A 23,868-nucleotide genomic window follows, 5' to 3' on the forward strand; every position below is an offset into this window, starting at 1 on the left:
AAATTAATTGTCACAAATCGAGCCTCTTCTATAGCCTTCAAGTGCCAGCAGACAGTTCTTGGCATAAGTCGGCATCAGGTGAGAAGTCAGGGCCAGTGGAGTTGTTACTTTTCTCAATTCAGACTGCCCTGGAATCCCTATAGAGCGGTTTGCAAGTCGATGACCTACACTTTTCTAGACGCACGCCACCGACTATATGAAACCTTACTCGATGAAACCTTACTCGATGAAACCTTACTCGATGAAACCTTACTCGATGAAACCTTACTCGATGAAACCTCACTCGTCCGATCTGAGGTAGCAGATCGTTGATGCCTATCAAAACATCGAGGGCGATCGGTATTCTCAGATACTGAAAAAAGGCTGAAAGCATCGTGAGGGCAACCTCGGGGAGATTCTCCCCCCATTCTTCGCAGCCCCCTAGGAAAGGCTTAGTTGGAAACGGTTCACTAAAGGTGGGCGAGCAAACGAGCGTCTGCCCGAGTCCAATTGCACTTTTGTGGAGTGATGGAGATGAACAGCGCGATCCGCCCCATTGTCAATCGCATTCTCGCAACGCATCGCTTAGTTCCCAGCCAAGAGCGCCAGCTCAGCGACTTAATGCGCAATACTTCCCTGAACGAGGCTGATTGGGAGGCTGTCAACGATTTGATTGACGCTCTCATGAAAAAATCAGTGCGACCGACCACCGACTGCCTGATGCTCTGCGAAGCCATCCGCACCGTCAGCACCAACCGCAAATTGCTTGTCGCCGCCTAATGGGCGATCGCCCATTAGGCCTCCCCACCGCAACAGCGAGCTTCCCCCTTGCCAGCGCTCTTAATGTTTTATTTACCTTTTAAAGCCTTTTCGGGGTTGACATCGCCGCCTCGAAAAGAGTACAAATGACTACAGGTGAGGAGTGAAACAGAAAAGTCCTCGGGGTCGAAACACGGCAAGACTCCCGGGGGCTTTTTCTATGGTTTTTGACCGAGAGGAGGCGATCGCCATGAATGCCCTAATCGGCGATCGCAGCAGTCCCGATACTTCTACAACTGAGACAGACGATTGAGGCGGGCTGAGTTGAGTTGCGACAGCGATGGCAGTACTCTACGAATGCTGAACGCTTTGCCGCCCGAGTGCTCTTGCATATGACTGATGCAACCCTGCCCCCGCTGATTCAACAGATGCTGCTGCCGGACTTCTATCCCCATCCAGTGGCAGACCCCATTCAGCTGATTCAAACTCACATATCCTACGTATTCCTCACCGGAGAGTTCGCCTACAAGGTTAAGAAGCCCCTCGACTTCGGCTTTCTCAACTACACCACCCTGGAAAAGCGGGAGTTTTACTGTCAAGCGGAATTGCGCCTCAACCAACGGGGGGCAGCTGAACTGTACTTGGACGTGCTGGCGATCTCCGAAACTGACGGCACCTTCGAACTCGGCGGTCGGGGGCAACCGGTTGAATACGTGCTCCAGATGCGGCAGTTTCCTCAAGAGACCCTGCTGCCGGAACTGCTCGATCGCGGCGAACTCACCCCCGCACTTATCCGCCAGCTCGCCCAACGCATCGCCCGCTTCCACGCCCAACTGGACACCAGCGACTACATCCGCGAATTTGGCTCGGTCGCCAACATTAGAGCCGCCTTCGACGAAAACTACGAACAAACCGAACGCTACATCGGCGGTCCTCAAACTCGCGAGCAGTGGGAGGCCACCCGTACCGCCACCGATCGCTTTTTTGCCGACCGAGCCGACCTTTTGCATCGGCGGGTGCGAGACAACAAAATTCGCGAATGCCACGGAGATTTGCACTTAAACAACATCTGCTACTGGAACAATCGGTTTTCTCTGTTTGACTGCATTGAATTCAACGAGCCCTTCCGCTTTGTGGATGTGATGTACGACATCGCCTACATCGTGATGGATTTGCAAGTGCGAGGGCGATCGGGGTTAAGCGCTCTGTTTGTTAACGAGTACATCGAACAGACGGGCGATTACGAAGGCTTGCAGGTGTTGCCCCTCTATGTCAGTCGCCAATCCTACGTGCGAGCCAAAGTGACCTCCTTTTTGCTCGACGATCCCAATGTGTCTGCCGACAAGCGGGCGGAGGCCGAGCAGACCGCAGCCCAGTACTATCGCTTAGCCTGCGAATGCCTGCAGCCTCGCACGGGTCGCCTGTTCTTAATGTCCGGTCTGTCGGGGTCGGGAAAAAGTACGGTGGCGCGGGCGATCGCCCAAAAGTTTGACGCCGTCCACATCCGCTCCGATGCTGTACGCAAGCATCTAGCTGGCATTCCCCTGCAGGAGCGGGGCAGTGAGGGTGACTACGGCAGCGGTATCTATACGCCCGAAATGACGGCGAAAACCTACGATCGCCTGCTCGAACTCGGCATTTTGCTAGCTGAAGAGGGCTATCCTGCAATTTTGGATGCCAAATACGATCGGCAAGCCCTGCGCCAAACGGCGATCGCTGCTGCCCGAGAGCACAATATTCCCCTCAAAATTGTCTCTTGCGAAGCCCCTATCGAGACGATTCGCACCTGGTTGAAGGCGCGGCAGGGAGATATTGCCGACGCGACAGTCGATATTTTGGAGCGTCAGATCGAGGCTTTCGAACCGCTCTCAGAGGCAGAAAAAGCTAGTGCAGTTGTCATTCGTACCGATGGCGATATGACCGCACAGCTAGAGAAATTGAGTTAGGGATTTGTCCTCTGGTTCGAAATCGCTGGGGCATGTAAGATTGAAAGCTAGCTTTCGAGCAAATTTCCCCCTACGCCGAATTGTGCCATGACGTCTTCTTTTGAGCGAAAAGCCCATATTTTTCGCTCGCCTGCCTTTAAGAAAATCATTGGCAATGCTATCAACTTCTTAAATCGAACGCCCGTTTATCCTCTACCATCTACAACTCAACCATGTCTAGTTAGAGACTCGTAGTCTTTTTCAGGTGCCGGTTCAGCAGATGGAGATCGGTTCTCGTGTGAGGCTTCGGCCCCCTTCCCCCAACCCCTACCCCCAATTTTGGGGGCAGGGGAGCCAAGCCCAGTAAGCATTTCAGGTTATTTCTCCCCTCTCCCAGAATTGGGAGAGGGGCCGGGGGTGAGGGCCACTCCGGAGTCTTGCACGCCTCTCCAAAAAACTCCAGGTCTCGACATGGACGAGGTTTCGTTTCAATGATACTGGAGTTTATGCTTTGTATTATCTTGGTGATTTTCAGTATTACGCAGGACAGAAAGCAGCCAATGCAGAAAGTTATCAGCAACCGATTTACGTAGGCAAAGCAGTACCTCCAGGTTGGAGAAAAGCTCGAAAGATACAAGCAAGCTCCGCCGCACTTTACAATCGCCTAAAAGAGCATAGTCGTAGCATTCAGCAAGCTCAAAATTTAGATATTGGTGACTTTATGTGTCAATTTATAATTCTTGAGAATGATGAAAGCAATCTGATTAGCACCATTGAGGCAGAATTAATTCGGCGTTCTATGCCGCTTTGGAATACAGTAATTGATGGTTTTGGCAATCACGATCCCGGTTCTGGTCGTTACAATCAGGCAAAGTCTGAATGGGATGTGCTACATCCCGGTCGTTCTTGGGTAAGACGTTTGACTGGTCTTGCTCCTTCTTTGGAGGAAATAATTTCTAAAATTGTCTGATTTAAGCATGTTTTTTCAATTCAACTACTGATTCATATAAACAATGTGATTTTTGGGCTTTTACAACTCGTACATCTGACTTAATAATACTATTTCCAACACGAGCCGATCGTGGGATATGGATATTCACCAATTCCAATCCTACAGCTTTGGCAATTTGTCCAAAGTACCGATCTGTCGGAATCATGACTCCTTGCAAAATGCTGTTACCTAGAACCACAAAAGCAGAACTATTTTTCTTTAAGGCATATTCCAAGTACTTTGCAAATTTATAACAATCGTTGAAATATGCAGCCGCATAATTAGCCCAGCCATTACCACCGTAGATGCCTCGTTCTATATTGAGTGTACGCAGACAGGAAATTTGTTCCACCAACTCTACAGGCGGATTTGGAAAGTCTAAATTTACATTGTCTAACGCTCGCACAGTTTGCCAGTACTTCCCAAAATTTTGATGCTCTAGATATTTAGTGTCCTTCGGTTCTTTTGCAAAACCAAGCCAGTAGAGGTGTGGACGAGTATTTCGAATATAATGATAATTGTTCAAATAAGGAGGAGACGTGATAGCCAGATCGACTGAGGCTGCTTCAATATGATTCTGGCAGTCAAAAAACGAGGCGTTAATAATTTGACATTTACTAGAGACTGCCATTGCGCGCTCCCCCAACCAACCTATATCCAAAGCAATGGTTTCTAGTTTTTCGGCAATAATGTTTATGACTGGGAAATCCTCAATATCACTCTTGCCTGCTGCGCTTCGAGTACCTAGGCTTGGTTCGTAAGAATAGTTTGAGTAATGAATCATGGTTGAAGCAAAGGCAAGTTTAAAGACCTCTTGAACCTGTCGATTGTTAAGCTTTTCAATGAAATCCTGGATTGTCAGGACTTTTCGCAAAACCGTTGGACTGTAAAAGATTTTGCGGGTTTTAAATCCAATGGGGAACTCACTCTTGGGCGAATAGCCATTTGGTATCGTGCGGCTATAGAACTTCCTCAGTCTAACCGTCTCTTCTGTAATTGTTTTAGAACTCAACTTATGGGCATTGAGTTTAATACGAGATGCTAAGGCCGCGTATGGGTTAATCTCGAAGCCAACGACGTCATGCCCCGCGAGAGCAGCTTCAACCAGGGTTGTACCTACTCCTGCAAAAGGATCGAGGACGGTTCCAGGCTCAGAAAGCTTTTGTTCTAAAATCTCTCTAACAAAATTGCTAGAAAAACCTGCAATCCAGGGTACCCACCGATGGACTGGCAATAATTTGTTACTCGCAAAGCTAGGATCGCTGAAAGTTGCTTTGTCTTCTACTTTCAACATTTCTGGCAATTCTAGCAGTGGTAATGGTAATTGCATTTAGACTGTCAGGGGATGGTTAGTTTGATTCGGTTACACTCAATGTAAAGCAAATTGCTTGACTTTGCCGAGCGAGGGAATGAGAAAATTGCCGTCGAGATTAAAAGCTCGATCGGCTCGTCGCCCATTAGCGACTTTCACACCGCCCTCAATTCCTCAACTACCGACTTTTGCTAGGAGTCAAAGAAGTCGACCGCCAGCTTTATCTAGCCGTCCCCTCGACGCCTACAAGCTCTTTATTTCAAAGCCGCTTCGCCAAAGTTGCCATCGAACGCCACCAGCTCAAACTCATTGTCTACGACCCGATCGCCGAGGAAATCATGACATGGACCCACTAGATCGTTACCGCACCTGCATCCAAATCATTCTATTCATTTCTACTTCTTGCATTTTCGTGCTAGAAGCTAGGCCCAAGAAAAGGCTTGCTGCATTAACTTCTGAAAGCGTAAGCTCAATTCCATTAACCAACAAAAATGTATAGGTAAACCAAGTCTAGTCAGAAACCTGTAGTTTTAATGAGGCACCTTTTAGTCCCCCTCACTAACGCTGTTAACCACTGCATTCGCCCCCTAAATCCCCCATTCTGGGGGACTTGACGACAGTGCTAGCTGGGGTTTGGAGACTGGGAAGACGAACCGGCCAATCGCGGTTATTCAAGTTGTAGAACGAAGCCAACAGACTCTCACAAGTCCCCCACTGGTGGGGGATTTAGGGGGCTGAGTGCAATGCCTGAAAACTCCAGGTCTCAACATGGATGAGGTTTAGCAATCAGGGAAATTCTCTTGTTACCGTCAACAAAGCAATGGTTTTTGATAAGCCTGTAGTCTTAGGAGGCTGCCAAGTCATAGAGCGTCACACCATCCACATAGTGATATAGATTTCTAGGCTTATTCAAAGTTGACTCGATAGCACCCTCATTTAAGCTTCCAGGCTCTCCTCCCGATTCAGCCAGGACTTCACCGTGTATGGCACAAATATCGCGAATATCCAGCCAGCAAGGCTCCATCATTTCGCTAGCTCAATCAGTACATTCGACTTTTAGCTACTGTCACTTCGATCGCCGGATCTTTAGGCTGTGGGCAAATGAGGGCGAGCAATGGTCGATGCCGATCTGAGTCGGGCTCTGCGCGAGGCGGCTGGGGATAATGGCTATCCCTTAGGGGGGATGGGTCAATCGGCGGTTGATGCGATCGCCGATCGCGTCAAAGACTCTGCCGACTTGGAGACTTTGAGCGAGCTCGCTGAAGCGATCGGCAGCGATCCGATGTTGACACAGCAGTTGAGCGATCGCGTCTACGACCTCATGCGCGAAGATTTTCGCTTGCAACAGGAACGCAGTCGGGGCTACGGGAGGGGTTTCTAGTGGCGGACGAGCATGTCAATTACGTCATGTCCAATCGGTTTTATGTCGAAATCGAGCAGAACTTGGCGGCTTCGTTCACAGAATGCTCCGGCTTGGGGATGACGGTGAAGAAGGAAACCCATCAAGAGGGGGGCGTGAACGACCAGCAGCGGGTAATTATTGGACCCACGGAATTTAGTGACGTCACCCTCAAGCGCGGTTTAACCAATGATTTGACCTTTTACGACTGGATTGCGGCCCTGTTAAAGACTCGCAAAGCGAATACAGCGGTGTCGCAGTTGCGGCGTAACGTCAATATTCTGACGTTCAATCAGGCGGGGGAAACGATGCAGTGTTGGACGCTGATCGGGGCGGTGCCAGTGGGGTGGTCGGCCCCCAGTTTGACGGCGGATTCGTCGGGGGTGGCAATTGAGGAATTAACGCTGGCCTACGAGGGTTTGACGGTGGTGAAAGACTCTGGCGGAGGTGGGGCGGAGGTACTCAATGCGCAACGACCTTCGTCTGGCTATTTCAGTACCTAGTGTGTTTGCAGCGATTCGCTTATGGCTTCTCCACCTCCAAATGCAGGCGATCGCCTACCGCCAGATTGGGCGTTACAGGAACCCTTGGGCCTCAATAACCCACTGCTACCGCCCAGACCGTTGGGAGATCGCACGGCGGCACTCCTGCTAAAACCGCTCGGCACGATTCAGTTAGCCATCCTCGATCCCGATTTGGCGAGCAGTTCTGCGCTACCCTCCGAGCGATCGCCTGTTCCCCCACCTCCGCCTCCCATCGCAGCCACCCCCACAGATTCCGTTCGAGCCGAAGTCACTGTTAGCGATCGCGCAAGGGTTCCACAACAGAATCGCCCCAGTTCCAGCGCAGAAAGCCCTCCAGCCCTCCAACGATCCTCTGCTACACCTGCTCCTGGCTCCGAGCTCACGCCATCTAGCCCCCCACAGAGTTCCTCCCCTCCGCCAGCCCGCGAATCGTCTGCTCCTCTTCAGGGGCGATCGCCTCAACCCTCTGCCTCAGTCGAGCCCACTTCCCCGCTTTCACCCAGTCAATCCCCCTCTACCGCCTCAGAGCGATCTCGGGAGGTTTTGCAACGGTCCGAGATGGTTGGAGAATCCTCTCCTGCCAGCCAACAGACTCCCATCGAGCCAAGTTCTAGCCAACCCTTTTCTCCCCAGCGGATGGGCGAATCCCAATTGCCGCTGCAAGCCAAGCTGGGTTCTTCAGAGACTTCAGTCGCGATCTCTGACACTACCGAACAAGTAACGCCCAGTGCTGCCGCCAGCTCGCCTCCTGTAAGCTCGACAGGCGATCGCTTTCCCAGCTCTCCCCAGCCTGAAGCCCTCTCGACTGAAACCCTACAGCGATCGCCCGATGCGAGCGGCAGCCAAAGTCCCCCCGGCAACTCTCCCACAACTGCACCCCCCATGGATGCAGATATAGCAACAGCGAACCGAACCGAAGATCTATCTACCTCCGATCCCTCTGCAGAAGCAACTCCAAGCAGCCCTTCCAGCACCTGGTCTGCCCAGTTAGAAACCTCCTCCTCCTTCCCCCGCGACTCCGCGCCACCCCCCGAACGCTCCGCTCCCTCCACCCAGCTCCCCCCGAGTTCTCGTCCCTCCCAAGCCGATCCCTCGACAGTGGTGCAACGGCAGCCTGCCTCTAGTCCCCTGTCCCCTCATCCGCCAGCACTCGTGCCGACACAGGACGGCGACTCATCCGATACGGCGACTCCCCCGCTCGCTCCCTCTGCCAGTAACGCACCTGCAACTTCGACCGAGAGCTTCCCAACAGAGGGTTCCTCTGCGATCGCCGAACCTCTCCAACGCTCCGCACCTGCCCCAGACTCCCTTCGCGAAACTGAGCTTGGAGAGGTTGCCCTTGGTCCGTCCGAGGTTATCCCTCCGACAGTGCTTCAGCCCAGTCGCGACTCAACCGCACAACCCGATCCGCTCGCCAAGGCTGTGGAAGCAGGGTTGGGCGTCTCCTCAGATCCCTCTATTCAGGCGGCTCCGATACCTGATGACACGAGCCGGACTGAGGCAGGGGGCAGGAGCAGTTTTTCAATAGACCAGTCGCCCGTTCCCAGTGGAGAAACAGGGGATCGGACAACTCCCCAGATTCAGAGTTCCGCTTCAGAAACATCTGTGTCGGTAGATCCCCCTGCCGCTCCCGAGTTCGGCACCATTCAACGTCAAAACTCTACTGAACTATCCGCCGCGTCTTCCCCATTGCCGGACTCCGACCGAGCCGACAGCCTGACAACTGAGCCGTCCAGCCCAACGGTTTCCTCGCGAGAGAGCGGCGATCGCCCCTTATCCCAGTCCGAAAATCTCGCCCCTCAGGTCGCTAAATTCCAAGATTCAGTCACTGCTACTCCCGAACTCGTTCAACGACAATCTGCCGAGCCACCCACAACACTTCCCCCATCGGCAGACAACACCGATCTACCCAGCAGTTCTCTGACCCAGAGCGATCGCGCGATCGCTGCAGAGGCTGGAGAGTACCCTCTCCCCCCAATCGAATCTCCCTCTGCCCGGGGTGCTGAATCTTTAGAGACAGCCGCAGTTTCCACTCCCGAGATCGTTCAACGCCAATCGGCTCCCGAGCTATCTAGAACACCCCCTCAATCGCCGGTTATTTCCGAGGCGATCGACAGTTCTTCATCTGCACAGACCAGAGCGATTAGCGATGTAGAAGCAGGAGGCGATCGCCCTCTTGCCCCAACCGACTTCCCCACTCCAGAGGTGACTGCTGCGGCAGATTCACCCTCCAGCTCAGAAACCATTCAACGCCAAGACTTTACAGGCCCACCCGAGTCCCCTCAATCGCCCGATCGTGCCGATGTTCCCGACAGCACTGCACCCGAAGCGTACCTCCCGACAGTTGATTTGCCAGGAGGAAGCGATCGCCCTCTTGCCCCAACCGACTACCCCATTCCAGAGGTGACTACTTCGGCAGATTCACCTTCCCTCTCAGAAACCATTCAACGCCAAGACTTTACAAGCCCATCTGAGTCCCCCCAATCACCCGATCGTGCCGATGTTCCCGGTAGCAGTTCACCCGAAGCGTATCGCCCGAAAGTTGATTTGCCGGGAGGAAGCGATCGCCCTCTTGCCCCAACCGACTACCCCATTCCAGAGGTGACTGCTTCGTCAGATTCACCTTCCAGCTCAGAAACCATTCAACGCCAAGACTTTACAGGCCCACCCGAGTCCCCTCAACTGCCTGACAATGCCGATGTTCCCGGCAGTACTTCAGAAGCATACCGCCCGACAGTTGATTTACCGGGGGGAGGCGATCGCCCTCTTGCCCCAACCGACTACAATCCCAATCCAGAGGTGACTGCTTCGTCAGATTCACCTTCTAGCTCAGAAACCATTCAACGCCAAGACTTTACAGGCCCACCCGAGTCCCCTCAACTGCCTGACAATGCCGATGTTCCCGGCAGTACTTCAGAAGCGTACCGCCCGACAGTTGATTTACCGGAGGGAGGCGATCGCCCTCTTGCCCCAACCGACTTCCCCACTCCAGAGGTGGCAGCAGCAGACTCACCCATAGCTACCACCTCAGAAACCATTCAACGACAAGACTCGACGGACCCATCCGAACCTCTCCAATCGCCAGACAATACCGATGTTCCCGGCAGCGCTGCATCCGAACCGTACAACCCGACAGTGGATTTGTCGGAGAGAGGCGATCGCCCTCTTGCCCCAAACAACTCCCCCAATCCAGAAGTAAATGTTTCGGCAGATTCACCTTCCAGCTCAGAAACCATTCAACGCCAAGACTTTACAAGCCCATCCGAGTCTTCCCAATCGCCCGATCGTGCCGATGTTCCCGACAGCACTTCACCCGAAGCGTACCGCCCGACAGTTGATTTGCCGACAGGAGGCGATCGTCCTCTCGCCCCAACCGACTTCCCCACTCCAGAAGTAAATGTTTCGGCAGATTCACCTTCCAGCTCAGAAACTATTCAGCGTCAAGACTTTACAGGCTCACCCGAGTCCCCTCAACTGCCTGACAATGCCGATGTTCCCAGCAGCACTTCAGAAGCATACCGCCCGACAGTTGATTTACCGGAGGGGGGCGATCGCCCTCTTACCCCAACCGACTTCCCCACTCCAGAGGTGACTGCTTCGGCAGGTTCACCTTCCCTCTCAGAAACCATTCAACGCCAAGACTTTACAAGCCCATCTGAGTCCCCCCAATCACCCGATCGTGCCGATGTTCCCAGCAGCACTGCACCCGAAACGTATCGCCCGACAGTTGATTTGCCGGAGGGAGGCGATCGCCCGCTCTCTCCAACCGAACTCCCTGCTCCAGAGACTACTGAATCTACAAACTCACCGACAGTCTCTACTTCTGAAACCATTCAGCGCCAAGGCTCTACTGACCCATCCGAGTCTTCCCAATCATCTGATAATGCCAATGTTCCCAGCAGCGCTTTAGCCCCATTGCCAAGCCCGACAGTTGATTTGCCGGAGAAAAGCGATCGCGTTTCCCCCCCACCCGAAACACCCCAACTGCAAACCCATGCAGATACCTCGACCGCATCAGCCACCCCCATTCAACGGCAACTGGCCCCAACTGAGAGTGAAGGGGTAACCCTTAGCCGCAACCGTTCCTCTGAAACGATCGAGAGATCGCCGATTTCCCCCCCCGATCGCCCCTCAGCCCTCACCGCATCCCCCCCTTCAGAGCGGTCTCAAAGGGACGATCGCGATCGTTCCACAACCCCCGCTCCAGATTCAGTCTCCAACGATCGCGACAGCGCAATTCCCCCACCGCCAAGCCCCGTCAGTCCAGCCACCAGCATTCTCCCAGACAGCATCCAGCATTCGTCTTCAGGGCAGCCCACCGATCTAGCCAATCCCCAGCCAGACCCCTCAGTCAGCGACTCAGCGACCGCCTTGCCATCCGATCCCCTTCGCAAGTCATCCACCCCATTGCCACATCCCATCGATCGGGCTGCTGCCCCCCATTCACAACCGATCCAGCGATCGCCCCACCCCGATCCCCAAACTGAGAGCCCTCACCCTTCAACCCGCCAATCCCAGCCGGTTGCGTCAACTCTGTCCGCTCCACAACTCTCACCAGCATCTACCCCTCTCTCCCAATCCACCGCTGATGCGAGCGCTACTCAGTCACAGATTCCACCCCTGCCCCGCGTACTCCAACGGCTGAGTATCCTGAAGCCCCTAGTAACCTCACAGCCTCTCATCGCCCGTGCGATCGCCGAACCAGACGATCTCCCTCAGTCCTCCTCCTCCTCTACCCCCACCCCAACGCCCCCAGCCAATCGCGATCGCCCATCTATCCCCGCATATACTCCAGTGGTGCCGACGCGATCGCCCGCTCCAGCCCCGATTGCCCAGCGCCGCGATCGCCCCTCTCGGCAATTAGAGTCCCTCTCTTTGTCAGGCGATCGACCTCGTCTGCCAGCCCCATCCGCGCCAACATTGCAATTGAGCAAAGCTGCCAATTTGCCCCCCCAATCAGCCTCAGCAGTTCCCCAACAATGGTCCAGCCTAGAAGACTTATTTTCTGCAGGAACCACTCCTCCACAGCCTCCTCCAAACTCCCGAGCGCTCTCTCGATCCCCCGATCCACCGATCGTTCAAGCTCGATCGGAGTCGCCGAACGGCCTGAGTCCACCCCCCTCGGCTCCTATAACACTTCAGTCAGATGCGACGGGTGAAGCCAAAGCTCGGCAACTGAACCAACACATTGACATCCTCGCCCGCACCATTTATCCACTGCTAAAACAGCGATTGGCGATCGAGCGAGAGCGTCAGGGAGGCTCGGCAGGTCGCCTACCTTGGTAGCCCCGAGAGCCATCCCATCCCTACTGCGTTGAGGACACCAATATGCCTGCCTATCCTGCCAAAGCCGAACTCACTGCCGAAAGTGGCGGTACCACCATTACATTCATGTTCAACCCCTCCGAACTGAGTTTCAGCCGCTCGATGCAGATCAACTCTTCCAGCGGCGCGCGCACCGACGACGGCACCCCCAAAGTCAGCTTTGGCTACTTCAATCCCTACAGTCTCAGCATCAGCAACATCCTGTTCGACACCTACGAAACCGGCAAGGATGTCATGAGCGAGTACATTAGCAAACTCCAAGATGCATTGGAATTCAAAAGCGCTAGCGAGCGCCGTCCGCCCATTTATCTATTTGCTTGGGGCGATCGCGAATACTTGCGCTGTTTTGTCCAAAGCCTCAGCTATAAATTGACGCTATTTCTCCCGGACGGTACGCCCGTGAGAGCCGTGGTCGATCTCAGTCTCCAACAAATCGACGAATGGGATCCTCCCCCCAGCACGAGCAGCGGTAATCCCAGCCCAGCAGAGCGCTCGGCCAGTTCTCGCTAGCGATCGCGCCCTCGCTCCACCTCACTTGTAGGTGCCTCGCTCGCAACCTGATGGGGAAGGCCATTTTCAGCCCCATTCTCAGCCTCACTCGGCTGGCCCAGTGCCGCGCCATTCTCTGTCTGGGGCTGTCTCGGCAAGCGCTGGCGACGTGCCGCAGACAGACGACGAGAGCGTTTCCACACTTCCCACGTCGCGACAACAACAATGACTGACGCACCGGCCAAATAAGTCCCGCCTGAGGGCAACCCCGTCATCACCAGTGCCAAACTTCCCATCCACAGCGTCAGAGAGTAGATAAACAAGACCGTGAGGCGGTGGGGTACGCCTGCGTGCATGAGGCGGTGATGCAGGTGGCGATTGTCAGCTAAAAACGGCGACTTACCCTGGCAGAGACGACTGAAAATCACTGTGGACATATCGATGATGGGCACCGCAAGAATGCAAAATGGCAGCAAAATGGCCAGTGTCGTCAAGCCTTTTGCCACGCCGATTACGCCAATCCCCGCCAGCGAAAATCCGAGGAAGTAAGCCCCGCCATCCCCCATAAAAATCTGAGCGGGCCGAAAATTATAGCGCAAGAACCCCAACGATCCCCCCGCCAGCGCTGATGCAATCATCGCGGCCCCCGTCTGACCCGACAGCAGCGTCACAATCAGCAAAATTACCGCAGCAATTCCCGATACACCTGCGGCTAAGCCGTCTAAACCATCCATCCAGTTGATGGCATTGGCCAACCCCACCAACCACAACACCGTCACCGTCCAACTGACGGGATCGGGCAAATCGACCGTGCCGACGAACGGTAGCGTAATAAATTCAATGCTGACTCCCACCTTCCAAGCGGCGGTGGCGACCGCTGCCTGCAACACCAAGCGCAGGCTGGCTGGCAGTTGAAACAGGTCATCCGCCAAGCCAATAAAGAAAAAGAGCAGCCCCCCAACGGTGACCCCCCACAACTCGTATTCCTTTTCGGTGGGCATGTAGCCAAATTCCCCTGTCCGCCATACGAGCAGGAGGGAGACAATCGTGCCCAAAAAGATAGAAACTCCCCCCAGGCGAACCATAGGGCGATTGTGGACCTTGCGATCGGCAGGAAGGTCGAACCGGCCACTGCGCAGCCCGACAGCTTTCACAGTGGGTGTAGTCCACAATACTACACAGGCGGCAGCCAGAAAGGCGACCAGATAGGCCATATCAGCTCAGACGAGGGCAGCAGCAGCAGTGGCAGTCAGGTGGGGGTAGAGGGGAAATGTTTCGCACAAGTCGGCCACCTGCTGACGGCAGTAGGCTAGCACATTTTCATCCTCAGGACTCTGCAAAGAATCCGCAATCAGGTCGGCAATGCGCTCGAACTCGGCTTCTTTCAAGCCTCGGGTGGTGAGGGCGGGCGAGCCGAGGCGCAAGCCACTGGCCACAAAGGGGGATTCGGGATCGAACGGCACTGTGTTTTTGTTGGCGGTAATGTGGATTTTTTCCATCAGCGCATCAGCCCGTTTGCCAGTCATGCGAGGATCGGAGACAGTCCCTCGTTCGGTCAGATAGGCGGTCACAGAGCGCAGGTCGAGTAAGACTAAGTGATTGTCTGTACCGCCAGAGACTGGCTTGATGCCGCGCGCCTGCAACCGCCCTGCCAAGGCCCGAGCATTGGCAATCACCTGCCCGGAATAGTCTTTGAACTCGGGTTGCAGGGCTTCGCCAAACGCGACGGCTTTAGCGGCAATGACATGCTCTAGCGGCCCCCCTTGACTGCCGGGGAAGACGGCTTTGTTGAATTGCTTGCCCAGATCGGCGTCGCGGGTCAGGATGAGACCGCCGCGAGGGCCGCGCAGGGTTTTGTGGGTGGTGGTGGTGACCACATCGCACAGCGGCACGGGGTTGGGATGGTGGCCGCTGGCGACTAACCCGGCGATGTGGGCGATATCGGCCATCAGGTAGCAGCCCACCTCGTCAGCCACGTCGCGGAAGGCTTGGAAGTCGATGGTGCGGGGGTAGGCGGAGTAGCCGCAGATGATGATTTTAGGCTTGTGCTCTAGAGCGAGGTTGCGAATTTGTTCGAAGTCGAGGCGTTCGGTTTCGGGGTTGACGCCGTAATGGACGACATTGAACCATTTGCCCGAGACATTGACGGGGGAACCGTGGGTGAGGTGGCCGCCGTGGGACAGTTCCATGCCCATGATGGTGTCTCCCGGTTGCAGCAGGGCGAGGAAGACGGCGAAGTTGGCCTGGGCTCCCGAGTGGGGCTGGACGTTGGCCATCTCGGCCCCGAACAGTTGCTTGGCCCGATCGATCGCCAGTTGTTCGGTGCGATCGACCTGCTCGCAGCCGCCGTAGTAGCGCTTACCGGGTAACCCTTCGGCATATTTATTAGTCAGGACAGAACCTTGCGCTGCCATCACCGCTGCAGAGGTGAAGTTTTCGCTGGCGATCATTTCGAGGCAATCGCGCTGCCGCTCCAATTCAGAAAACAGAATGCCATAAACTTCTGGATCGGTATCGGCGAGAAAGTCTAGGTTCGTATGTGCGGCCACAGCAATTCCCCGAGATGCGATGAAAGCGCCGCAATCTTAACACGAATCTGCGGTATTCTGCGATACCTTTTTTGGCGTTAGATTGGCTGAGTGAGAGAGGGTAGCGGTCTTCGCGTTCGCAAGCGATATGCCTGGTTTTAGCCTGTTCGTGCGAGAGATGTCTTGCGAGATGTAAAGTTCTCTAGCAATGTGGGTCACAGCCCGATTCCTAGTTCGATTGCTGCGGTATCGTAGTGAATGATTTTAACAAAACCTTGAGGTTCGTTATGGCCCTAAGCGAAAGCCAAATCTTTTTCATTCTATTTCACGCTCTAGTCCCCGCTGTCTTCGCTGTGCTGTTGGGGAGCTCTTTGGCTGAAGGCTAGTCTGCCGAGCGATCGCCCCAGTCATCTCTCAAATACATACATCTTTTACCTGCACCTGCTGTTCGCGAGTGCAGGTTTTTGTTCGTTCTAGTCGCCAATGCCCTCGGGGCGATTGCCGAGCTACTGCGGTTTCTGTGGAGCAACCACCTTATTCTGCTTCGCCGCCCTCGGGCTTTGGCTCGCTCTTGCCCGCGTCTGTGGACGTATTCATCTCGTCCTTAAACCCTTTCAATGCCTTGCCGATCGAACTGCCCAGTTCGGGGAGTTTCTTAGGGCCGAAGACCACGACTGCAATGATGCCGATGATAGCGAGTTCGGGCACTCCCATACCGAAGATACTCATGCATTCCTCCCTTAGCGCCTCAATTGGCACGATTGTCCCATTCGATGACCCTCAGCGTAACATGCCCCCCTCGCGAAATTGGGGTGGTGCTATTGTGTGGCTCGACCATAGCGCATCCCCGGCAGTTGTTCGACGACGCCCGAGAGTTCCATCATCAACAATGTACTGGATAGGGTGCTGGCGTCCAGTTGAGTGCGAATCGCCAGTTGGTCGAAGGATAAGATCTCGTCTAAGGCAGTCCAAATTGCGAGTTCTGTGCCGCTGAGGGGTGGGGGAGAGGGCTGTGGGACTGCGGGGCGATCGGGGGCGATCGGGGCGCCCAAGGCGTCCAGCAACTCCGACACGCCGAGAATGATGCCTGCACCGCGATCGATTAACTCCAGACAGCCTCGCGCTTGGGGGCAGTCCAAATTTCCCGGCAGGGCAAACACGTCCCGGTTGTAGTCGTTGGCCAGTCGCGCCGTAATCAATGCCCCCGATCGCGCTGGGGCTTCGATCGTCAGCGTGGCTTGACAGAGGGCTGCCACAATTCGATTGCGCCGGGGAAAGTGAGCCCTCGCTGGTTCCGTACCGCAGGGATATTCGCTGACCAAAAGCCCGTGCTGTCGGATCTCCCGAGCCAGAGATTGATGTTTGGCAGGATAGTGAATATCGACGCCCGTCCCCAAGATAGCTAGAGTTGTCCCCCCCACATTCAAGGCACCGCGATGGGCGGCCCCATCGATGCCAGCCGCCATCCCCGACACGATAGCGAACCCAGCCTCTGCCAGAGCTGCCCCCAGCTTTGTGGCCCAGCGCTGACCGTAAGAGGAAGGCGATCGCGTTCCCACGATCGCAATGGCAGGGGACCACTGCCAGCGATCGCCCCAAGCGTACAGAATCGGCGGTGGGTCTGGAATTTCCCACAGCATGGACGGGTAGGCGGCATCGGCAGGGGTGAGGACTCGGATGTCTGGGTGGGAGAGTGGGTGTTGGAGGGTCTCGGCCATCTGTGCTGGGTCGATGCGATCGCGACCAGTGGCGATCGCGTCTGCAACGGTCAGGCCAATGCCTTCCACGGCCAACAGATCGCTGGCCCGACTGGCCCAAGCGGCTTCGAGTGAGCCGAACTGCAAAAATAACTGTTTGATGCGGCTGGGGCCGATGCCTTTGACTTGGGGCCAGGTCAGCCAATAGGGGCGATCGGTCAGAGGGGGGCGAGGGCCGAGGCTGACGGCGGGCGATCGAGCGGTGGTGGGTCGAACAAGCAAAAATGTTTCTCAGCAACGGCAAGCTGAGAGAGTCCCCAGCGAGAGCATTGCTTTAGATTGCCAACTTGCACCGCTGTAATTTCTGCCAACTGTGGTTCGAATGGCGATCGTCCCCCACGACTACCCTTTTTCCCTGCCCTCAGACCGTAGGGCTAGGCTTTAGAAAAACATTGGTTTAAGCCTTTGGAATATAGCCGTCTTTAATGGGTACAAACTATCGTCGAAATCAGCGGTGGCAATTGAAAATTTTCTATACTTTTTGTAACGAGCAAGCGCCGTTTGAGCCGCCCAATCCCACCCGCAACAACAGCTTGACACCCCCCCTACCCTCCGATTGACGGATCGGCATCAGTGGTGTTTTAGTAGAGTCATCTCAGTGACAGGCCACTATCTGTATTAGGTCTCCGCATGGTTCCTCAACTTGAAGTCTCTCCGACACTTGAAATCTCTCCAACACTTGAAGTCTCTCCAACACTTGAAGTCTCTCCTTCCTCCCGCAGCCATGGCTCGGTGAGTTATCTCATCCGTGGGGCCTTGCACCTGTTTATCAATCCCCATCGCAGCTTCTTTACCACCGTGATTGCCCAAGCTATGCGGGTTGCCGGACAGGGCACTCCGGTACTCGTCGTACAGTTGCTCAAGGGCGGCATCGATCGCGGTCCCGATCGCCCCATGCAGTTGGGCAGTAACTTGAAATGGTTGCGTTGCGGCATCGATCGCTGTATCGATACCCCCCATCTAGAACCCGATGAGAAGGTTGCCCTCGATCGCCTCTGGCAATTTACGCAGGATGCAATTCAGAGTGGCGAGTACGGATTGGTGGTGCTAGACGAGCTGGGGTTGGCCATCAAGTTAGGACTGATTGCTGAATCAGAGGTGCTCGATTTGTTGGAGCATCGCCCCCCCTCAATGGATGTGGCCATTACCGGCCCAGAAATGCCCGAATCTTTGCTCGATATTGCTCAACAAATTACCCAGTTGCGCGATGTTTCCTAGAATTTTATAGATAAACCAAATTCAAGTTGAGATCTGGAGTTTTCATGCATTGCACTCGGCCCCCTAAATCCCCCACCAGTGGGGGACTTCCGAACGCCTTAAACCCATACCAAACCTATCGCTGAGGTGTTTGAACCCTGCCAAAAAACGAGAGACTCGCGAGTCTCTCGTTGGGTAGTGAATGAAAATTCAGTTCAATTAGAATCTGAAGGTGGTTTCAACACCGCCGACAATAATGTCATCCCCATCGTTGTTGATGTTGGTGATGTAGTAAACACCGGGAGTGATGGTGATGTTATTGGTAACGGGGAATCCATACCAGGCTTCAATCTGAATGGGGAACTCGTCTAAGTCTTCGCCGTCGAGATCGAAGCTTTGACTCACCGCGAGAGAATCGGGGCTGCCCACTAAGATACCGCCGTTGGACCCTTCAATGAAGTAGTCAGAGAAGGCAAATCCAGCAATAAAGTCATTGGTATCGTCGACTGCGTCTTCAGAAAAGAAGCCACGGGTGTAGTAGCCCTGGAAGACAATGCGTGGGGTGATTTCCCAATTAACCCCAAACGTAGCGGCCTGCGCATCGCCGGGAATGTCGTTGATAGGAGTTCCAGGACCGGGATCGTCTCCCTGGCCTGCGGCATAGTTGGCATAAGCCGCCACGAGGGTCAAGGAGTCAACGGGGGTGAAACCCACTTCAACGACGTGAACGGATTCGCCAGCAAAAAGGCCGTTGCCCAAAGTGGATTCCGACGCATCGTCAGCACCGTAACCGTAGGAGATGAAGAGTAGATCTTCAATGGCTTCCCAGCTAAAGCCTAAAGCAGTGCTGTCAACTAAGGTGTTGTGGGTCAAGTGCTCGTCCATTTCGGCAAGGTCGGAAATACCGCCGGACAGAACATTATCTAAGATAAATAACCGAGAAGGTTCGACACTAACTAGACCGAACAGACCCGTAACGCGACCGTTAAAGAGGGGAAACTCGTAGAAGGTATCGTCAATATCGACGTCATCGTTGACATCGGAGCCAGCACCCGAGCTTTCCCCTTGCCCGAGGCCGACGGGGTCGCCAATGAAGGCAGAGTTCTCGCGAGCCTGCAGGCGGATGCGAAAGCGATCTTCGCCCGTGAAGGAGGTATCGAAGTTCAGACGAATGCGGTAAGGCAGGATCGCGTTGTTTTCACTATCGATGGGGTCGCTCGCGGCAAAAATACCGGTTTTGACTTCAACCGAAAGTCGGCTGGTGACAGCATTCAGCCCCAGAGGATTTGCTTCTAGCTCGGCAGTTTTCGCTTCTAGAGCATCCACTCGACCGGATAGAGCAGCCAATTCAGCCGCAAACTCCTCTTGTAGGCGCTGAACGGTGGCCAGGTCTTCGCGGGAAACTTTATCGGCCAAGCCCGCCGCAATCAATTCGTTGATGCGGTCCAGACAAGCATTCAATCCAGCGGCAAACTCTCCGCGAGTGAGAGCGCGGTTGCCGCGATAGGTTCCGTCGGGGTAACCCGCAATACAGCCATAGCGCTCCACCAAAGATTGCAAAGCAGAGAACCACCAATCGGTAGGCTGTACGTCAGATAGTTGCGAGACAGAGGTGACTTGAGCGAACTGCTGGGGCTGTTGTGTGGTTTGGGCTACAGCTTCGCCAGGGGCGATCGCCAAGGCAGCACCCATTGCTGCTCCAGCTAACCATAGAGACTGACTCAATTTCATGGAAAACTCCTCACGTTATCAAATTGCAATGTCGCAATTTCCTACAAGATAGCGATCGTAGATTCCTAATGCATGTCTTGCAAAACACATATGCAAAAGTTCCTTACAATACGGCATTCCTTCGCGAGGGGAGAGGGGAGAGGGGTCGGGGGTGAGGGCAATGCAGAGCTATCGAACTCAGGTGCCTCGAGGTCGTTCGGCCCAATTCCATGCCATTTCCCCGCAAACTATTGTTTGGAGAGGGTTCGCGCCAGCCGCGATCGCCGATTGTGGCCATCCCTCGCAATCCACAGTACAACCGACTCCAAGCCCGCGACCGATGGCAAATCACTGAGGTATTTCCTAGATAAAACATGAACGCAGCAAGTTGGATATCTGCCGTTGGCGATAAAGTCTCGGCCACGTGGCGCTTTTCGCGCCCGCACACGATCTACGGCACGACGGCCAGTTTGGTGGGGTTGTACCTGCTGGCATTAGAGCGCTGGCAAGCGTGGTGGGAACTGCTGCCGGGGTTGGCGATCGCGCTGCTCGCCTGTCTCTGTGCCAATATCTACATCGTCGGCCTCAATCAACTGATTGACGTCGAGATCGACCGCATCAACAAGCCCTATTTGCCACTTGCCTCGGGCCAACTCAGTTGGGGGCAGGGATGCTGGATTGTAGCGGTGCTGGGGGCATTCAGTTTGGCGGTCTCCGCCCACCAGCAAAGGTTTCTGTTCGCAACGGTGCTGCTGAGCAATGCGATCGGGACGGCCTATTCCTTGCCTCCGATTCGGCTCAAGCGGTTCCCGTTTTTGGCGGCTCTGTGTATCTACACCGTGCGGGGGATTGTGGTGAATGTGGGTCTATACCTATACTTTCGGGCCATGGGCGGCTCGCAAGCGCAGCTCTCGCCACAGGTATGGGCCTTAGTGGCTTTCGTGCTGGTGTTTACGCTGGCGATCGCCTTGTTCAAAGACATTCCCGATATGGAGGGAGATTATTGCTTTCACATTGCCACGTTCTCGCTGCGATTTGGCGCGAAATGGACCTTTCACCTCTGTTTGGGATTGCTGACGGCAGCTTATGGCCTGATGGCGATCGCCGGATGGTGGCTGCCAGAGGTGAATCGCAGCCTGTTAGTTCTGGGGCACGGGGGAGCTTTAGCAGTGCTGTGGTGGTATCGCTGGCGCTTGCCCTCTTGGGAACGACAAGAAATGTATCGCTACTACCAGCTCATTTGGAAGCTGTTCTATCTCGAATACCTCCTGTTTCCGGCGGCCCATTTGTTGAAGAGTTAGGTGACTGTGGCGCGAGAGGGAGCGGATTTGTTGCAAAAGCTCACGCTGGCCGAGGTTTGTTTAACGTTTGGTTGCTAAATCCGCGATCGAACCCCATGGGTGGGAGCAGATTCTTTAGGGTAGTCGTAATTTCGCAATTATGGATGTCGAGTCTGGGCAGTCAATGTATACCTATGCGTTTTTGCAGGCTCCAGAGTTGACGCTGCAGTTGCCCAATGGCATCGAGGGGCGACTGGAATTAGTGCGGCAAGCTGGGATGGCGGCACTGACAGAGCCAGATTTAGAGTTCGGGCAGGTGCGGCAGAACGATGCTCGACTGTTGCAGGCCGCCGTGGTACACGATCGCGTCATGTGCGCGGTGTTTGCCCAAGTGCCCCTATTGCCCCTGCAGTTCGGAACTGTGTTTCAGTCGCGGCAAAAGTTATTGGGCCACTTGCAGCAACACCAGCAACGCTATCTCGATAAGTTGGAGCGGCTGGCCAATTGCGTGGAATATTGCTGTAAGTTGACCCCCCGTCAGTTGCAACCAGCCGAACGCATCGAAGAGAACAATGGCGATCGTTCCGATGCCGAGTCTGCGGCGGTTGGGTCGGAAGCTCAGTTCTGCCAGCGGGAAGTGGAGAAGCAAAGTATTTTGGCACAGATTGCTCGGAACTATCCTCGCTTGGTGGCCCAACGACAGGGCAAGATCGAGCGGGCTTATGTGTTGGTGCAGCGAGGACAGGTTTGGGAGCTAGAAGAGCAGGTGATCCGCTGGCGATCGCAGTTGCGCAATTGGCAGTTGGAGTTGGGAGAACCGCTGCCGCCCTATCACTTTGTTTGAGCTCGCTCGCCCCTGCGATCTGGAGAGCATTGAGATCGCTCGATGGGGCTGTGCAGATATGATAGTATTTTGTGGCTCGGGCGGTTAGCTCAGCGGTAGAGCGCCTGCCTTACAAGCAGGATGCCACTGGTTCAAATCCAGTACCGCCCATCATCGTGTCAAGTCAATAGCTGTATCAAATCAATAGCTGTATCAAATCAATATCGGAGCGAGCACCGGTCTCCTGCCTCGGCGAGATCGGTTCGAGAAGCGTAGCGAATTGCAGAGCATAAAGCTAGCTGGCGTCGGCATCGGCGAGTAAAGTGACGTTTTCGTAGAGATCTGCGACGGGAATGTTGAGGTCGAGGCTATTGAGTTGCAGCTTATCTTCAGGTCCGTAGGGGATGTATTCCCACTTGCCGCTGTTTGCTCGACGATAGACTTCGACCGCGATCGCCTCTGAGGAGACTAAGACATATTCTTGCAGAGTTTCAATGCGGCGGTATTGGGCGAATTTTTTACCTCTATCGTAGGCTTCGGTGCTGGGAGAAAGGATTTCGACGATGAGGCAGGGATGTTGGAGGAATTGATTGGCAGAGAGATCGCGGCGATCGCAACTGACGCTGACGTCTGGATAGAAACAGGGACCGAGCTCCGAGATACACACTTTTGCGTCTGGGGAAAAGACTTGGCAGGGTTTGCCCGCAATGCGGTTGATGATGGCGGCACAGAGGCGGGCGGCGATCGCGCTGTGGGCGAGGGTGCCGCCGGTCATGGCATAGACTTGTCCGTCTACGTATTCGTATTTCAGTTCCTGCTCTGCTTCCCACGCTAAGTATTCGGCGAAGGTCATATAGTCTTGTAGGGCAACCATTGGCTGGCTCCGCGATCGCTTGTCTCCAGTCTAGAAGTCTCCAGTTAGCGATCGCGCACCAATCGAAAGCCAAACAAAATGTGCCGCGACTCAATCGGTCGAGTGTGGCGGTAAGCCGCCCGACAAAACCCAATTGAGTCATCCCACGAACAGCCCTTCATCACCGACACCGTACGCCCCCTGCGCTGTTCCAAAGTTGACGTGTACTCAAACACATTGCCTGCCATATCCTCCACACCGTAAGGACTGCGACTGAGCTCGAACGCCCCCACTTCGCTGGTATGCCAAATCCCGCTGGGGGCTGCATTCGTCGCCCCCGCTCGCCACTCACTTCCCCAGGGAAAATATCGCTCATCTGTTCCCCGTGCCGCCTTCTCCCATTCCGCCGCCGTCGGCAAGCGATAACTGGCCCCATCGCGATCGCCCCGCCACTGTGCGTAGGCCACCGCATCCTCATAAGACACCAACACCACTGGATGCCGCCTTTCTCCACTGGGGTACTCCCCTCCCTTCCACAAAAACCGCTCCACTTCGCTGTAGGGATGCACTAAAAACCCCTGCTCCCGATACTCTGGCTCCGAAATTCCCGGCAGCCGATGCCCAGTCGCCTCCAGAAACTCCTTATAGTCAGCATTCGCGACCAAGTTGCGCCCCATACACACCGCCGCCAGCGATCGCACCTGCCGCTCTTCTTCCCACTCAAACCACCTCGACTGGCGCAAGCGCTGCTCGATCGCCGCAATCCGTTCGGGGTCGTCAGACGCTCCTTCAGCGGAAATCCGATAGCCATAATCCCGCTCGGCTCGATCGCTTCCCGCAATAAACTCTCCCGCCTCCACCCAGGCAAACTCTCCGCTAGCCTCGCATTCCGCGCGATCGAAGTCGGCTTGCGATTGGGCCACACGATCGCACTGGCTGCAGAGGAGGCCAATGGCACAGACCAGCCCCAGCGTGAATGTCCGATGTCGCAGCAAAGATGTAAACAAACGCGCCTCC

At 54.9% G+C, this 23,868-nt stretch carries 20 protein-coding genes, 1 tRNA gene and 3 pseudogenes; 15 read left to right on the forward strand and 9 right to left on the reverse strand.

The genetic code is table 11. The features are described 5' to 3' along the window. Positions 1-159 precede the first annotated feature (159 nt). The 4 genes and pseudogenes from SYN7336_RS30750 to SYN7336_RS28795 form a co-directional block, all read left to right on the forward strand. On the forward strand, positions 160-312 hold the full coding sequence (locus tag SYN7336_RS30750; protein WP_017325727.1) for a hypothetical protein: 153 nt from the start codon (positions 160-162) through the stop codon (positions 310-312). Between the two features lie 201 nt (positions 313-513). After that, positions 514-759: a hypothetical protein gene (locus tag SYN7336_RS09625; RefSeq protein ID WP_156820096.1), complete on the forward strand. Its 246-nt coding sequence runs from the start codon at positions 514-516 to the stop codon at positions 757-759. A gap of 371 nt (positions 760-1,130) precedes the next feature. Further along, positions 1,131-2,684, forward strand: coding sequence for a bifunctional aminoglycoside phosphotransferase/ATP-binding protein (locus SYN7336_RS09635; protein ID WP_026100856.1), 1,554 nt, complete (start codon positions 1,131-1,133; stop codon positions 2,682-2,684). 475 nt (positions 2,685-3,159) lie between these two features. Continuing rightward, a pseudogene (locus SYN7336_RS28795) lies at positions 3,160-3,633 on the forward strand (Eco29kI family restriction endonuclease); the annotation flags it as partial. Between the two features lies 1 nt (position 3,634). On the opposite strand, the gene SYN7336_RS09640 reads toward SYN7336_RS28795, so the two are convergent. Beyond that, positions 3,635-4,984 (reverse strand): DNA methyltransferase, encoded by a 1,350-nt coding sequence (locus tag SYN7336_RS09640; protein ID WP_083885690.1) that lies wholly within the window; start codon positions 4,982-4,984, stop codon positions 3,635-3,637. Positions 4,985-5,110: 126 nt separating this feature from the next. On the opposite strand from SYN7336_RS09640, the pseudogene SYN7336_RS28800 reads away from it, so the two are divergent. Then, a pseudogene (locus SYN7336_RS28800) lies at positions 5,111-5,322 on the forward strand (element excision factor XisH family protein). Between the two features lie 407 nt (positions 5,323-5,729). Here SYN7336_RS28800 and SYN7336_RS32970 read toward each other — a convergent pair. Further along, positions 5,730-5,804, reverse strand: a pseudogene (locus SYN7336_RS32970) (Fic family protein); the annotation flags it as partial. 276 nt (positions 5,805-6,080) lie between these two features. On the opposite strand from SYN7336_RS32970, the gene SYN7336_RS09650 reads away from it, so the two are divergent. The 4 genes from SYN7336_RS09650 to SYN7336_RS09665 are packed head-to-tail and all read left to right on the forward strand — an operon-like array spanning position 6,081 to position 12,724. Further along, positions 6,081-6,347 carry a hypothetical protein gene (locus tag SYN7336_RS09650; RefSeq protein ID WP_017325734.1) on the forward strand — a complete coding sequence of 89 codons (267 nt, stop codon included), beginning with the start codon at positions 6,081-6,083 and terminating at the stop codon, positions 6,345-6,347. After that, entirely contained in the window at positions 6,347-6,868 is a 522-nt protein-coding gene (locus tag SYN7336_RS09655; protein ID WP_026100857.1) for a phage tail protein, read from the forward strand. The genes SYN7336_RS09650 and SYN7336_RS09655 overlap by 1 nt, the downstream gene beginning before the upstream one ends. Positions 6,869-6,889: 21 nt before the next feature. After that, complete coding sequence (locus SYN7336_RS09660; RefSeq protein WP_020480085.1) at positions 6,890-12,175, forward strand: hypothetical protein; 5,286 nt, start codon at positions 6,890-6,892, stop codon at positions 12,173-12,175. A gap of 42 nt (positions 12,176-12,217) precedes the next feature. After that, positions 12,218-12,724 carry a hypothetical protein gene (locus SYN7336_RS09665; RefSeq protein WP_017325736.1) on the forward strand — a complete coding sequence of 169 codons (507 nt, stop codon included), beginning with the start codon at positions 12,218-12,220 and terminating at the stop codon, positions 12,722-12,724. Here SYN7336_RS09665 and SYN7336_RS09670 read toward each other — a convergent pair. Both SYN7336_RS09670 and glyA read right to left on the reverse strand, forming a co-directional pair. Beyond that, a complete protein-coding gene (locus SYN7336_RS09670; protein WP_017325737.1) occupies positions 12,721-13,917 on the reverse strand; it encodes an MraY family glycosyltransferase in 1,197 nt (398 codons plus the stop codon). The two genes, SYN7336_RS09665 and SYN7336_RS09670, sit on opposite strands and share 4 nt — an antisense overlap. A gap of 6 nt (positions 13,918-13,923) precedes the next feature. Then, positions 13,924-15,252: a serine hydroxymethyltransferase gene (glyA, locus tag SYN7336_RS09675; protein ID WP_017325738.1), complete on the reverse strand. Its 1,329-nt coding sequence runs from the start codon at positions 15,250-15,252 to the stop codon at positions 13,924-13,926. 266 nt (positions 15,253-15,518) lie between these two features. On the opposite strand from glyA, the gene psaM reads away from it, so the two are divergent. Then, complete coding sequence (psaM, locus tag SYN7336_RS28805; protein ID WP_156820097.1) at positions 15,519-15,617, forward strand: photosystem I reaction center subunit XII; 99 nt, start codon at positions 15,519-15,521, stop codon at positions 15,615-15,617. 148 nt (positions 15,618-15,765) lie between these two features. Here the strand turns inward: psaM and tatA are convergent, their stop codons facing one another. Both tatA and dprA read right to left on the reverse strand, forming a co-directional pair. Beyond that, positions 15,766-15,960, reverse strand: coding sequence for a twin-arginine translocase TatA/TatE family subunit (gene tatA / locus SYN7336_RS09685; RefSeq protein ID WP_017325740.1), 195 nt, complete (start codon positions 15,958-15,960; stop codon positions 15,766-15,768). A gap of 89 nt (positions 15,961-16,049) precedes the next feature. Continuing rightward, complete coding sequence (gene dprA / locus SYN7336_RS09690) at positions 16,050-17,210, reverse strand: DNA-processing protein DprA (RefSeq protein WP_017325741.1); 1,161 nt, start codon at positions 17,208-17,210, stop codon at positions 16,050-16,052. 408 nt (positions 17,211-17,618) lie between these two features. Between dprA and SYN7336_RS09695 the strand changes: the two genes are divergently transcribed. Next, positions 17,619-18,206, forward strand: a complete 588-nt coding sequence (locus SYN7336_RS09695; RefSeq protein ID WP_083885692.1) for a P-loop NTPase family protein — start codon at positions 17,619-17,621, stop codon at positions 18,204-18,206. A gap of 198 nt (positions 18,207-18,404) precedes the next feature. On the opposite strand, the gene SYN7336_RS25220 is transcribed toward SYN7336_RS09695, so the two are convergent. After that, positions 18,405-19,916 carry an iron uptake porin gene (locus tag SYN7336_RS25220; RefSeq protein WP_017325743.1) on the reverse strand — a complete coding sequence of 504 codons (1,512 nt, stop codon included), beginning with the start codon at positions 19,914-19,916 and terminating at the stop codon, positions 18,405-18,407. Positions 19,917-20,125: 209 nt separating this feature from the next. On the opposite strand from SYN7336_RS25220, the gene SYN7336_RS30755 reads away from it, so the two are divergent. From SYN7336_RS30755 to SYN7336_RS09715, 4 genes are all read left to right on the forward strand, one after another. Next, complete coding sequence (locus SYN7336_RS30755; protein WP_156820098.1) at positions 20,126-20,266, forward strand: hypothetical protein; 141 nt, start codon at positions 20,126-20,128, stop codon at positions 20,264-20,266. Between the two features lie 3 nt (positions 20,267-20,269). Beyond that, on the forward strand, positions 20,270-21,196 hold the full coding sequence (locus tag SYN7336_RS09705; RefSeq protein WP_017325744.1) for a homogentisate phytyltransferase: 927 nt from the start codon (positions 20,270-20,272) through the stop codon (positions 21,194-21,196). 139 nt (positions 21,197-21,335) lie between these two features. Next, a complete protein-coding gene (locus SYN7336_RS09710; RefSeq protein ID WP_083885694.1) occupies positions 21,336-22,019 on the forward strand; it encodes a GvpL/GvpF family gas vesicle protein in 684 nt (227 codons plus the stop codon). A gap of 78 nt (positions 22,020-22,097) precedes the next feature. Continuing rightward, positions 22,098-22,169: transfer RNA gene (locus SYN7336_RS09715), tRNA-Val, on the forward strand. Positions 22,170-22,293: 124 nt separating this feature from the next. Here the strand turns inward: SYN7336_RS09715 and SYN7336_RS09720 are convergent. Further along, positions 22,294-22,872, reverse strand: coding sequence for a Uma2 family endonuclease (locus tag SYN7336_RS09720; protein ID WP_017325746.1), 579 nt, complete (start codon positions 22,870-22,872; stop codon positions 22,294-22,296). Between the two features lie 44 nt (positions 22,873-22,916). After that, positions 22,917-23,858 (reverse strand): SUMF1/EgtB/PvdO family nonheme iron enzyme, encoded by a 942-nt coding sequence (locus tag SYN7336_RS09725; protein ID WP_227498632.1) that lies wholly within the window; start codon positions 23,856-23,858, stop codon positions 22,917-22,919. Between the last annotated feature and the right edge of the window lie 10 nt (positions 23,859-23,868).

This window comes from Synechococcus sp. PCC 7336, assembly GCF_000332275.1.
GTDB lineage: Bacteria > Cyanobacteriota > Cyanobacteriia > Thermostichales > PCC-7336 > PCC-7336.

Bases quoted from the DNA above. Each gene is read 5' to 3' on its own strand.
- SYN7336_RS30750 (WP_017325727.1), top strand. From the start codon at position 160: ATGACCTACACTTTTCTAGACGCACGCCACCGACTATATGAAACCTTA.
- SYN7336_RS09625 (WP_156820096.1), top strand. From the start codon at position 514: ATGAACAGCGCGATCCGCCCCATTGTCAATCGCATTCTCGCAACGCAT.
- SYN7336_RS09635 (WP_026100856.1), top strand. From the start codon at position 1,131: ATGACTGATGCAACCCTGCCCCCGCTGATTCAACAGATGCTGCTGCCG.
- SYN7336_RS09640 (WP_083885690.1), bottom strand. From the start codon at position 4,984: ATGCAATTACCATTACCACTGCTAGAATTGCCAGAAATGTTGAAAGTA.
- SYN7336_RS09650 (WP_017325734.1), top strand. From the start codon at position 6,081: ATGGTCGATGCCGATCTGAGTCGGGCTCTGCGCGAGGCGGCTGGGGAT.
- SYN7336_RS09660 (WP_020480085.1), top strand. From the start codon at position 6,890: ATGGCTTCTCCACCTCCAAATGCAGGCGATCGCCTACCGCCAGATTGG.
- SYN7336_RS09665 (WP_017325736.1), top strand. From the start codon at position 12,218: ATGCCTGCCTATCCTGCCAAAGCCGAACTCACTGCCGAAAGTGGCGGT.
- SYN7336_RS09670 (WP_017325737.1), bottom strand. From the start codon at position 13,917: ATGGCCTATCTGGTCGCCTTTCTGGCTGCCGCCTGTGTAGTATTGTGG.
- psaM (WP_156820097.1), top strand. From the start codon at position 15,519: ATGGCCCTAAGCGAAAGCCAAATCTTTTTCATTCTATTTCACGCTCTA.
- tatA (WP_017325740.1), bottom strand. From the start codon at position 15,960: ATGAGTATCTTCGGTATGGGAGTGCCCGAACTCGCTATCATCGGCATC.
- SYN7336_RS09695 (WP_083885692.1), top strand. From the start codon at position 17,619: ATGGTTCCTCAACTTGAAGTCTCTCCGACACTTGAAATCTCTCCAACA.
- SYN7336_RS25220 (WP_017325743.1), bottom strand. From the start codon at position 19,916: ATGAAATTGAGTCAGTCTCTATGGTTAGCTGGAGCAGCAATGGGTGCT.
- SYN7336_RS30755 (WP_156820098.1), top strand. From the start codon at position 20,126: ATGCCATTTCCCCGCAAACTATTGTTTGGAGAGGGTTCGCGCCAGCCG.
- SYN7336_RS09705 (WP_017325744.1), top strand. From the start codon at position 20,270: ATGAACGCAGCAAGTTGGATATCTGCCGTTGGCGATAAAGTCTCGGCC.
- SYN7336_RS09710 (WP_083885694.1), top strand. From the start codon at position 21,336: ATGGATGTCGAGTCTGGGCAGTCAATGTATACCTATGCGTTTTTGCAG.
- SYN7336_RS09720 (WP_017325746.1), bottom strand. From the start codon at position 22,872: ATGGTTGCCCTACAAGACTATATGACCTTCGCCGAATACTTAGCGTGG.